The organism is Deinococcus sp. (assembly GCF_025362455.1).
In the GTDB taxonomy this organism is placed as follows: domain Bacteria; phylum Deinococcota; class Deinococci; order Deinococcales; family Deinococcaceae; genus Deinococcus.
Map to the genome: position 1 here is coordinate 1 of NZ_JANYGJ010000128.1, position 11596 is coordinate 11596.

Here is an 11596-nt window from a genome sequence, read left to right on the forward strand (position 1 = left end):
AACGGCTGTGCTCAGGCTGCCGCGCTGCGCATGCACTTGGTGCATACCCGCATACGAATGCCCACGCCACCCTTGACGATCAGGGTGCTCTGGAGGTTGGGAACTTGACGGGACTTGCTCACGCCGGTCACCTTGCGGCCCACGCCGCCCGCAGCCCGCGCCTTACCCCGGCGGGTCACGGAGTTGACCACGATCGGCCCCTTACCGCACATATCACACACTTTGGACATAGGTAACGCTCCTTCTTCAGCCCGGCTATAGAAACGGGCAAGCCTTGAAAGTGTACCACATCTGAGTGAGGTGGGAAAAGAGGCGCGAAAGCACGCGCTCCGCACCCCCGGCCAGCCCGCGCTCGGCCCAACCCGTGTTCAGCCCAACAACAAGCCCAGCACACTCACGCGGCTGGACTTGTTGTTGGGCCTTGCAGAGCGAACGCTCAGCGCAGAACTTTGAGCGCCTTGAGGATAAAGATCAGGATGACCGAGCCGAGCACGCCCCAGATGATGCTTATAGGGTGAAAGCTGTCGCCCGCCGCGTCGCCGCCCAAATGCAGCATCGTCCCGAATACGTAGGAAGCCAGCACCGAGCCAACAATGCCGATCAGGATATTAGCCACCGCGCCCTGCTGAGCGTTCGTCTTCATAATCATGCTGGCGAGCCATCCACACAGCGCACCGACGAGAATCACGATAATCCAGTTCCACATATGTATTCCTCCTTGAAACGCTGTTCCCAACGGTGAGTGAAGTGTCAGGCGTCCAGATCAGCCTGGACCATCCTTCGCTGTGAGATGAGCATGCGGCGGGTTAAACGTCCCTAGTGTAGCACAGCGTACCTTTTGAAGACTGCTTAAGTGGGGCGTCAACCCTGGCTCAAGCTCAGGCCCACAAACGGCCTCCAGGCTGACGCAAAGCTGACGGCGCCCAGCACAGTTGTCTGCAAACCGTCACAGCGACTTGTCTTGCCGTGTGCCGCGCTGGGCAGCGCCCCGCGTGTAGCATGGCCCCATCTGCGGTGAGAAGGCGAGTCACCTACCCCAGCATCATCAACACGCACGGAGGAAGCACCCATGCCCGGAATCATCGACGCCTACCGCCAGTATCTGCCGGTCACCGACAAAACGCCCGCCCTGAGTCTGCACGAGGGCGACACGCCGCTGATCCAGGCCATCAAGCTCAGCCGCGAGCTGGACATCGAGCTGCACCTGAAGTTCGAGGGCCTCAACCCGACGGGCTCGTTCAAGGACAGAGGCATGGTCATGGCCGTGGCCAAGGCCGCCGAGGCAGGCGCCCGCAGCGTGATCTGCGCCAGCACTGGCAACACCAGCGCCGCCGCCGCCGCCTACGCTGCCCGCATGAACATGGCCTGCTACGTCCTGATTCCCGACGGGCGCATCTCGCTGGGCAAACTGGCCCAGGCCGTGATGTACGGCGCCAGGATCATCGCCATCGACGGCAACTTCGACAAGGCGCTCGACCTGGTGCGCGAGATCTCGGCCAGCGAGGGCATCGCGCTGGTCAACTCGGTCAATCCGTACCGCCTGGAAGGTCAGAAAACGGCGGCGTTTGAAGTGGTGGACACGCTGAGCAAGGCGCCGGATATTCTGTGCCTGCCGGTGGGCAACGCGGGCAACATCAGCGCCTACTGGAAGGGCTTTCGCGAGTACCGTTCGCGCGGCGTCATAGACACGCTGCCCAAGATGTGGGGCATTCAGGCTGCCGGGGCCGCGCCGCTGGCCCGTGGTCTGGCCCGCGTGGAGGAGCCCGAAACCCTGGCGACGGCCATCCGCATCGGGGCGCCCGCCAGCGCCATTCTGGCCCGCATGGCGGTCAACGAGAGCGCCGGGCTGTTCGATATGGTGACCGACGACGAGATTCTGGACGCCTACCGCCGCGTCGCCCAGGACGGCGTGTTCTGCGAACCGGCCAGCGCGGCGCCCATCGCGGGGCTGATTAAATTGCACGCGGCGGGCAAGCTGCCGAGCGGCTCACAGGTGGTCGCGGTGCTGACCGGCAACGGCCTGAAAGACCCTAACGTGGCGCTGCAAGCCGTGAACATCCAGCCGACCCAGGCGAAGGCCGATATGGCTTCGGTGATGGCGGCGCTGCGGTAATGATTCGCCCATTCGTGGTGCGCTCCCCGGCCAGCAGCGCCAACCTGGGACCGGGCTTCGACAGCCTGGGCCTGAGCGTGCCGCTCTACACCACCCTGTGCGTCACGCCGCAGACCGTGACCGAGGTGGTGCCGCTGGGGCCGGACCTGGAGGACACCCCCGCCGACGAGAGCAACTATGTCTACCGGGCGATGCTGCTCACCGCCAGGCGGGCGGGGCTCAAGCTGCCGCCCGCCCGCATCGAGATCACGACGCAGGTGCCGCTGGCGCGTGGCCTGGGTTCGAGCGCCGCCGCGCTGGTGGCCGGAATCGTGGCCGCCAACGAGTTGCTGGGCCGTCCGCTGAGCGACGCTGCGCTGCTCGACGTGGCCGCCCGCGAGGAGGGCCACCCCGACAACGTGGCCCCGGCGCTGTACGGCGGCATCGTGATCGCCACACTGGACAAGCTGGGCACGCATCACGTGCGGCTCGACCCGCCCGCGCACCTGGGCGTCACCGTGCTGATTCCCGACTTCGAGCTGAGCACCGTCAAGGCCCGCGCCGTGCTGCCCACCGAATATTCCCGCGCCGACGCCGTACACGCCCTGTCGCACGCCGCGCTGCTGGCGGCGGCCCTGGCGACCGGGCGGCTCGATCTGCTTCAGCACGCCATGCAGGACTACATCCACCAGATCTGGCGCGCGCCGCTGGTGCCGGGCCTCAGCGACATTCTGGAAAGCGCCCACCAGCACGGAGCATTGGGCGCCGCCCTGTCCGGTGCCGGGCCGACCGTGCTGTGCTTTCACGACACGCGGGAGAGCACGGCGCCGCTGCACCGGTTTCTAGGCAGCGTCATGACCCGCAACGGGCTGGAAGGACGAATTCTGGATCTGCCGATCGACGAGAAGGGAACGCTGGTGGAGCGGGGCTAGTACAGCGTCCTGAACGTTGTGCAATGAGGTCTGCCCCGTCGCCCCCTCTCCCCGGTGCGTTGCACCGACCCTCTCCCGCAGGGGGCGAGGGTAACGAAATTTCCGGAACGCTGTACTAGACGGCGCCACTCCCACCGTTCATCAAACCCCTTCAGCCTGCGACCACCCGGTTGCGCCCCTCACGCTTGGCGGCGTACATGCAGGCGTCGGCAGCCGCGATCAGGGCCGACGCCGAGGGGTGAGCCCCCACCTGCAACTGCGTCACGCCGATGCTGACCGTCACCGTCAGACCCGGCTGAAGCTGCGCCCAGGGATACTGCTGCACCCGGCAGCGCAACTCTTCAAGGCGCGGCGCGGCGGCGTCCAGCGACGTGCCCGGCAACAGGATCACGAATTCCTCGCCGCCGTAGCGGCTCACCACGTCGCTGCTGCGGCATCCGGCCAGCAACAGGTGCGCGGCGGCCCGCAACACCTCGTCGCCCACCTGGTGCGAGTAGCGGTCGTTGACCTGCTTGAAGTTGTCGAGGTCGAGCACCGCCAGGCATAGCGGCTTACCGAGCGACGTGTTCATCGCCTGGGCCTGCGCCAGGGCGGCTTCCAGTTGCGGCTCCAGGCCCCGGCGGTTGAGCAGGCCGGTCAGCAAATCACGGTGGGCGGTTTCCTCCATCTGGCTGGCGTGGGCCTGAAGGCGCTCGTTCTCGCGGCGGCTCTCCTCGGCCCCGAAGCGCACCGCCAGCACCTGGGCACGCTGCTCGGTCAGGGCGCCCTCGCGCTGATCTCGCACCGACAGGTACGCCCGCAGTTGAGCGAGCGCCGGTCCAGTCTCACCGGCAGCTTCATGCGCGTCTGCCAGGGCCAGCCGGGCGCTGGCCTCAGCCCGGAGGTTGCCGTGCTCGTGGGCCAGGTGCAGCGCCCGCTCCAGGCTGGCCACCGCCGCCGCGCCCTGCTGAGTGCGCCCCAGCAGCAGCCAGGTATCGACCTCCTCGCTGCGCAGCGCACTGGCCTGACTCAGACTCAGCGCCTCTTGCAGATACGGCTGCGCCCGCTCCGGCTGGCCGCCGACCAGGTGCAGTTCGGCCAGGCCGTGCAGCCCCCACATCACGCGCCGGGTCAGGCCAGCTCGGCGGGCCAGCTCCAGCAGCCGCTCGAACAGCGGCCCGGCCTCACCTGGGCGGCCCTGCGCCAGATACGTCAGGCCCAGGTTGTAGAGGGCGACGGTCTCGCTCCGGATGTCGCCCACCGAACGGGCCAGGCTCAGCGCCTCCTGGCAGTAGCGCTCCGATTCGCTGAGCTGGCCCAGCTCGCGGTAATCCACACTGATGTTCGCCAGGTTCATGCTCAGACGGCCCGGATAGCTCAGTTGCCGCTGCGCCGCCAGGGCCTCGAGCTGGTGCTCCAGGCTGGAGGCGACGTCGCCCAGGTGGCTGTAGACCATCGACAGGCCGTTGTGGGCCTCGGCCTGATGCAGCCGCGCGTCCTCGGCACCCAGAGGAGCGCCCGGACTGTGGACCAGGGCTATCAGCCGCAGAAAATAGGTGATGGACTCGGCGTGCCGACCACAGGCATGGGTCAGGTAGCCCAGGTACGCCAGACATCGCCGCTGCGCTGTGGCGTCGGCCAGTTGCTCACTCATGGTCAGCGCCTGACCCAAGACCACCTCGGCCTCGGTATATTCGGCGCGGGTATACAGGGCCGCGCCCAGCAGACTTCCGGCCCGCGCGGCGCTGAGCGGATCAGCCAGCACGCCGACCAGCGCCTGGGCCTCACGCGCCAGTTGCAGCGCCCGGTGAGCGTCCTGCTGCAAGGCCAGCTCCAGTTCGGCCTCCAGCACCGCGAACGCCGCCTGGGCCTGGCTGCGCTGGGGTTGAGCCTGCTGAGGTTGGCCCTGCTGGGCGTGCTGAACGGTCGGTTCACTCATACCTGGCTTGAGCTTACTCTGCCCCCGTCACAACGCTCAAACATAAGATGTCAGGTTAGTTTCATGAACAGTCGCCGAGACTCGACTCGCCTTGCAGCGGCAAGGAATGGGCCGGGGTCAAGGCCCTGCCCTGGTAACACCCGTGATGAGGCAGCGCATCTTCCTACCGGAACCCCAGCCTCCTCAGCTCAGCAGCAGCGTGATAACCCGCGACGGGATTGAAGGGCGAATCTCGGATCTGCCGATTGGCGCGAAGTGAACGTTGTCGGAGCGGAGCTAATCCTTTTTGCGCTGGGTGGCGATCCTTTTTCTAATTCGAATGCCTGCAATTATCATCGTCAACCCTACTATCCATCCCAGTATTTCCAATAACGCCGTAGAAGCCGACACGGTAGCTGGCGCACCTCCGTAAACAGTGAGTCCCCAGGCCAACAAATGCGTTAAGGCAACAGCAGTCAAGACGGCGAGCAAAAAGCCACCGATCATCGATGTTAGCAAGGCAGCATTGCTACTCACTGTTTCGGACCCCCCATTTACCCCAACCAGAAACTTCTACCGAATCTGAGGAAAGCATGATAGAGCGAGGTTAAGCTTTACGGCGTTTAGGAATTAAAATTCAGCTTTTCATCTTCATGCCGACGACGATCATTGCGATGCTCAACACCCAGCCCCAGAAGCCAAGTGTCGCTTGCAGATTCGTCGAGTCGTCAGCAGTCTGACCGTAAGCCATTTGAAGCGCCGTACCGAATACGAAGGGCAAGGTCAGCACCGCCAGAACCGTAACGCCACTAAGTCCAACCAGCACCAGGGCGAAGGCGATGTGGTTTCTCGTCATCTCACCGCCCCCACTGCACCAGCTTCTCGCTCAGCTTCTGCACGTCGGTCTGGCCGCTGAGGACCATCGCCAACCGGAGTTCCTCGCGGATCAGGGCCAGCACGCGCTCCACGCCCGCCGCGCCGCCGCAGGCCAGGCCGTAGAGGACCGGGCGCCCCAGAAACACCGCCCGCGCGCCCAGCGACAGCGCCTTGAGCACGTCCGTACCGCGCCGCACGCCGCCGTCGAGGTACACCTCGGCCCGGCCCGCCACCGCGTCCACGACCTCGCTGAGCGCCTCGATGCCGGGCACCGCCGTATCGAGCTGGCGTCCACCGTGGTTGGAGACCCAGATGGCCGCCGCGCCGTGCTCCACACCCAGTGCCGCGTCCTCCCCGGTCAGGATGCCCTTGAGGACGATGGGCAGGTCGGTCACCGTGCGCAGCCACTCCAGATCGCGCCAGTTCAGCGAGGCGTCCATCAGGCCCGCGAAGTAGCGCGTCAGGTGCGAGCCGCTGCCCTCCAGCCGGGCCAGTTCCTCGCGGGTGCCGACGTTGGGCGCCTCCAGATGCGGCGGCAGCGAAAACCCCAACCGCTCGTTGGCTTCGCGGCGGCCCAGTTCCGGCGCGTCCACCGTGAGCACCAGCGCCCGCGCCCCCGCCGCCTGCGCCCGCTGAATGAGCGCCCTGGCCCGTTCGCGGTCGCGGTACAGGTAGAGCTGGAACCACAGCCGCCCGCCCGTGCGCCCCGACACCGCCTCGATGGGCGTGTTGGATAAGGTGCTGAGCGTCATGACGGTCTGTGCTGCCTGTGTGGCCTGCGCGGTGCCCAGCTCGGCTTCAAGGTGGGCCAGGCCGTGAAAGGCGCTGGGCGCGGCGCCGATGGGCATGCTGATCGGCAATCCCAGTACGGTGGTCTCCAGCTTGACGTGGCTGACGTCCACCAGCATGCGCGGACGCAGGTGCAGCCGGGTAAAGGCCACCTGGTTGCCGCGCAGGGTATGGCCGTCGTTGGCGCCGCTGCGGTAGTACTCCAGGGCGTTGACGCTCAGCCGCGCCTGACCCTCGGTTTCGATGTCGTGGAGGTTCATCAGCCGGTGCAACTCCAGTTCCGGCGCGTCGGGCACGGTATGGGTCATGGCTTCAGTGTAGGCCCTGGATGGGCAGGTGGGAGGCGAGACAGTCCGGGTGGGACAGACTTGGCACAGATCAGTGCGCCTGCCCTCCGACCCGTTCCAGCCGGACCCGCGTGTTGTGAAAAGTACTCCCACCGCCCAGGTCGGTCAACGTCTGGGCCGTGACGGCGTTGATGCTCACGCCGTCGGGGGCGCTCAGGCCCCACCAGGTGCCCTCGACGACGACCACGCCCGGCTGCACCTCTTCGGTGACGCGCACCAGGCGCACAGCGGCGCCGACCTCGCTGACGATGCGGGCGTACATGCCGCTGACGAACCCGCCCGCGTCGGACGGGTGGACCATCACCTGCGGCTCGCCGCCCTCGGCCCGCGTCAGGTTGGACAGATTGCCGTAGGTGGAATTCAGGAAATGATGCGCCGGGGGCGTCAGCAGCCGCAACGGATAGGCGGCGTCCAGCACGGCCCTGGCCTCGCGGAACACCGGAACCGGCGTGAACATCACCTTGCCCGTGGGCGTCTCGGCGCCGTAGGCGTAGGGCAACAGGTCGTCTGGGATGTTCAGCGGCAGTGTCCCGGCAGCCTTGAGCCGCTCCGGCGTGATGCCGCCCAAGTACGGATGCTCGGTGTTCAGCACCTCGGCGAGCAGCTCGTCCACCGTCCAGTACAGACTCGGTTCGGTGAGGCCCAATCGCCGCCCCAGTTCCTGAAACACCCAGGAGTTGGGCCGTGTCTCTCCGGGGGCCTGCAACTCGGCGGGGTTGTAGCCCAGCCAGGTATGCCCGTAGCTGGTGTAGATATCGGCGTGCTCCATGAAGGTGGTCGCGGGCAGCACGTAATCGGCGATGCGGGCGGTCTCGGTCATGGCCTGTTCGAGCACGACCAGCAGCAGGTCCCCTCGCTCCAGGCCGCGCCGGACGCGGGCGCTGTCGGGGGCGACGACCACCGGGTTGCAGTTGTAGACGAAGGCCGCCTCGAAGCCCCGCGAAGGCTCCAGGGCGCTGGCCAGCTCGTTCATGTTGACGTGGGCCACACCAGGCCGGATCAGGTGCGCCCCGCCCAGCCGCGTCCGGTTCAGGCGAAAATAGCCGGAGGTGCTGAGGTTGACCCCGCCGCCGCGCCGCCGCCAGTCGCCGGTCAGGGCGGGCAGCAACGTGACGGCCCGCAGCGCCGTGCCGCCGCCCTCATGCCGGGTCATGCCGTAGCCGACGCGGATGTAGGTCGGGCCACCCTCTCCGGTGGCGCGGGCCAGTTCGGCGATCTGCTGTGCAGTCAGGCCAGTGACCTCGGCGGTGCGTTCCAGCGTCCACTGTTCGGCCTCGGTGCGAAACTCCGCGTAGCCCTGGGTGGCGTCAGCAAGGTAGGCCGGGTCGGTCCAGCCGTGGTGGATGATCTCGCGGGCAACGCCCAGGGCCAGCGCGGTATCCGAACCGGGCCGCAGTTTGAGGTGGGTGTCGGCGTAGCGCCCGGTCTTGTTGAGGTACGGGTCGATATGCCAGATGCGGGCGCCGTTTTTGCGGGCCTGGGTCATCCAGGGCGTCAGGTGGCTGTTGGTGCTCAGGCTGTTGATGCCCCACAAGATGATGGTGCGGGCATGCACCACCTCTTCGGGCCGCACGCCGTAGCGCGGGCCGTAGCCGAGCGTCCAGGCTTCGGTGCCCGCGCTGGCGCAGATGGTCTCGTCGAGTTCAGGCGTGCCCAGGGCGCGGAAAAAGGTGTGGGCGTGCGCGTTTTCCATCAGGCCCATCGTTCCGGCGTAGTGGTAGCGCAGGATGCCCGCCGGGCCGCGCCGGGCCAGAATGCCGCGCAGCCGGTCAGCGATCTCGTCCAGGGCCTGCTCCCAACTGACGCGCACCAGCTCGCCGCCCGTGCTGCTGGCTATGCGCTTCATCGGGTAGAGGGGCCGCTCCGGGTGGTTCTGGCGGGCCGGGTAATGCACGGTTTTGGCGCAGGCGAAGCCCCGCGTGACCGGATGATCGGCGTCTCCGGTGACTTTGGTGGCCGTTTCAAAGCCGTCCGGGCCGCGCTCGATGGTCACTTTCAGGCGGCAGGCGTCCGGGCAGTCGAGCGGGCAGGTGAGCAGCACGTCGCGGGCGAGGGGCAGGGCGGTCATGGGAAGATGGTACGCCGGAAAGGCCGGGCCGGACCGCTCCGGTAAAGATAGCCGGTAAAGATAGACTGTCGAGGGGACGGTGCGGCAGACGGCCTGAGTCCGAGCAAAAAAACCCCGGCGACCATTCCAGTCACCGGGGCGTGTTGAGCCGTGTTGAATCTGAGCCGTGTTGAATCAGACCATACCGATCAGTAGGCGCTGCTGAGTCCGGCCTTGGCGGTCTGCGGGGTGTAGTCGCGGTCCTGGTTGACGATCTTGTCGCCGTAGCTCTTACCCTTGGCGTAGCCCTGGAGGGTCTTGAAGGCTTCCGGGCCAAAGCGCGGGTTACACTCCACGACGTAGTTGATCTTGCCGTCCAAGACCAGCTTGACCGCTTCCTTGCCGCCGTCGATGCTCAGCACCATGATGTCCTTGCCCGGCTTCTTGCCAGCCGCCTCGATGGCCGCCACCGCGCCGATCGCCATCTCGTCGTTGTGGGCGTAAATGACGTTGGCTTCGGGGTACTTCTCCAGCAGCAGCTCGGTGAGCTGGCGGCCCTTGTCGCGCGAAAAGTCCGCACTCTGGCTGACCACGATCTTGTGAGGCGGGTACTGGGCCAGCACCCAGTCGAAACCGCGCTTGCGGTCAATCGTCGGGGTGGCGCCCACGGTGCCTTCCAACTCGATGATATTGAGCTTCTTGCCGCGTGCATTGTTGACCAGCCAGGTGGCGACCCGCCCGCCTTCCTTGACGAAATCCGAGCCGATGAAGGTCAAGTAGTCGCGTCCGGGCACGGCGTACTGCGCGTTGATGGTCCGGTCCAGCAAGATCACAGGAATTCCGGCGTCGCGGGCTTCCTTGACCACCGGGGCCAGCGCCTTGTCCTCGCGGGGCGAGAGAAACAGCACGTCCACCCGCTTGGCGATCAAGCTGCGAACATCGGCCACCTGCTTGGCGGTGCTGCCCTGGGCGTCGGTGTAGCTCAGGTCAAAGCCCAGTCGCTTGGCTTCGTCCTTCATGCTGGCAGTCTGGGCCACGCGCCAGGGATTGTCACTCTCGGTCTGGGCGAAGCCCACCCGGTAGGTTGCCTGCTGGGTCAGACTGGGCAGCATACCCTTGGCAAGAACACTTCCGGCGAGCAGGGCACAGTTGGCAGAACGTTGCATGAGAAGCTCCTTTAAGCAGAGAAAAGCTAGCGAACAGCAGAAAGTCGGAGGGCTTATTAAAAATTGGGATTGGCGTTGGTTTTGCTCTGGCTCGGATTCAGTTTTTGGTCGGTCTGAGGGTAAAGCCGCCGTCCACAAAGGTCAGCACAATAGATTTGCCGTTGGCGACATACGGTAGGTTGGCACCCTGAGTAAATCCACGGGTACTGACGCAGTTTGCCTGAATCTGATAAGATTTTCCGGAAGTGAAGGTCTTGAGATTACCCTCCATTGTCTTCGTTTTACCGCTCCAGAACAGAATCATCTTTAAAACACTAGTGGTCTTATCGAGCACACTGATTGTGACCGCCGAACAAGGCGACTGGCCCTGCACGATCTTGAATGTCTCCAACACGGTCTTTTCAGCATGTGACATGCCAAAGGAAGTGAATGCGGCGACCAGCAGCAGGCTGGCGACCCTGACTCTTTTCATATGCCGAGTTTAAAATGACCGCTCTGACACTTCTCTTAAAGAGAACTGGTGCTTGTCATCTGTCAACTTTTTGGTATTTTATGTTGGGCTACAACTGCCTTTGGCACAGAGTTTCTGTTTTGACGCACAGATTATGAGGACGGGTGGGCAAACGTCAGATCCCTTACTCTTCCCCGCCCTTGCCGAACACCCGGCCCAGCAGGGCGCCGCGTTCGCGCAGGGCCGTCTGAAACGCCGCCGCGTCGTTGGTGGGACCACTGGGCAGGTTTTTCCCCTGTTCCCGCTTGGCCCCGATCTGAGCGCCGAAACGCCGGACCCGGAACATGCCGGGGTGCTCCTCGAACACGGCGATCACCTCACTCGGCTGGGCCTGCATATGCGCCTCGTAGAGCCGCTCCTGCTGAAGCTGGGCGTGGGCCGCCGCCTCGCCCAGCTCGGTCAGCAATCGGTCGATCAGCGCAAAGACGCGGGCGGCGTAGGCGTCCACTTCGCGGCGCTGCGGCAGGTAACCCCGGTGAATTACCCGGTTGCGAAAGTCGCTGCCGAGTGATTGGGGGCTCAGAAAGTCGGGTGATCGGCCCTCGCGCCACAAATAGGCCAGCGAAAAGGCGCCGAGTTGGCGCTCACTCTGGGCCGCCATCAGCTTCCAGGTCTGCTCCAGACGGCCTGAGACTTCGGCAAAATCCTCGCCCGCGTCGCTGGAGCGCTCCAGCACGGCGGCGCGGGTGTAGAACTCGAAGAAGCGCTCCAGGCTGGCCGCGAAACTGGCCACCGCCTCGCGGGCGTAGCCGTCGATGAGCGCCCGCGTGGCCAGGTCGAAGAGCATCTCGAACTTGTGCTTGCGCAGATACACGGTAAACCGCGTGCTACACGAGCCGCATGTCAGGTCGTGAATACCCGAATCGTGATACTCGGCCTGCGAGGCGGCGCGGCAATGGGGGCAGGTGGCGGGAAAACGCACGAGGTCAGGGTAGCAGG

At 65.4% G+C, this 11596-nt stretch carries 11 protein-coding genes; 2 read left to right on the forward strand and 9 right to left on the reverse strand.

Annotated features, from left to right (window positions below; translation table 11 throughout):
* Window positions 1-11: 11 nt before the first annotated feature.
* Both rpmB and Q0R23_RS09800 read right to left on the reverse strand, forming a co-directional pair.
* Entirely contained in the window at window positions 12-230 is a 219-nt protein-coding gene (gene rpmB / locus Q0R23_RS09795) for a 50S ribosomal protein L28 (protein ID WP_293912554.1), read from the reverse strand.
* 206 nt (window positions 231-436) lie between these two features.
* Window positions 437-706 (reverse strand): GlsB/YeaQ/YmgE family stress response membrane protein, encoded by a 270-nt coding sequence (locus tag Q0R23_RS09800; protein ID WP_293912557.1) that lies wholly within the window; start codon window positions 704-706, stop codon window positions 437-439.
* A gap of 363 nt (window positions 707-1069) precedes the next feature.
* Here Q0R23_RS09800 and thrC point away from each other — a divergent pair, with 363 nt between their 5' ends.
* On the forward strand, window positions 1070-2113 hold the full coding sequence (thrC, locus tag Q0R23_RS09805) for a threonine synthase (RefSeq protein ID WP_293912559.1): 1044 nt from the start codon (window positions 1070-1072) through the stop codon (window positions 2111-2113).
* Window positions 2113-3024: a homoserine kinase gene (thrB, locus tag Q0R23_RS09810; protein ID WP_293912561.1), complete on the forward strand. Its 912-nt coding sequence runs from the start codon at window positions 2113-2115 to the stop codon at window positions 3022-3024. Before thrC ends, thrB begins: the two co-directional genes overlap by 1 nt.
* A 151-nt stretch (window positions 3025-3175) precedes the next feature.
* Here thrB and Q0R23_RS09815 read toward each other — a convergent pair whose 3' ends face one another.
* The 7 genes from Q0R23_RS09815 to Q0R23_RS09845 form a co-directional block, all read right to left on the reverse strand.
* Window positions 3176-4942 carry a diguanylate cyclase gene (locus Q0R23_RS09815; RefSeq protein ID WP_293912563.1) on the reverse strand — a complete coding sequence of 589 codons (1767 nt, stop codon included), beginning with the start codon at window positions 4940-4942 and terminating at the stop codon, window positions 3176-3178.
* 616 nt (window positions 4943-5558) lie between these two features.
* Entirely contained in the window at window positions 5559-5777 is a 219-nt protein-coding gene (locus tag Q0R23_RS09820) for a hypothetical protein (RefSeq protein WP_293912565.1), read from the reverse strand.
* A 1-nt stretch (window position 5778) separates the two neighbouring features.
* The gene (locus tag Q0R23_RS09825; protein WP_293912566.1) at window positions 5779-6894 is read right to left on the reverse strand and encodes an alpha-hydroxy acid oxidase; all 1116 of its coding nucleotides are present in this window, start codon (window positions 6892-6894) and stop codon (window positions 5779-5781) included.
* Between the two features lie 70 nt (window positions 6895-6964).
* On the reverse strand, window positions 6965-9001 hold the full coding sequence (locus Q0R23_RS09830; RefSeq protein WP_293912568.1) for a molybdopterin oxidoreductase family protein: 2037 nt from the start codon (window positions 8999-9001) through the stop codon (window positions 6965-6967).
* Between the two features lie 188 nt (window positions 9002-9189).
* On the reverse strand, window positions 9190-10146 hold the full coding sequence (locus Q0R23_RS09835) for an ABC transporter substrate-binding protein (RefSeq protein WP_293912571.1): 957 nt from the start codon (window positions 10144-10146) through the stop codon (window positions 9190-9192).
* Window positions 10147-10243: 97 nt separating this feature from the next.
* On the reverse strand, window positions 10244-10618 hold the full coding sequence (locus Q0R23_RS09840) for a hypothetical protein (RefSeq protein ID WP_293912573.1): 375 nt from the start codon (window positions 10616-10618) through the stop codon (window positions 10244-10246).
* A gap of 163 nt (window positions 10619-10781) precedes the next feature.
* A partial coding sequence (locus Q0R23_RS09845) for a hypothetical protein (protein WP_366520416.1) occupies window positions 10782-11596 on the reverse strand: 815 nt, incomplete at its 5' end.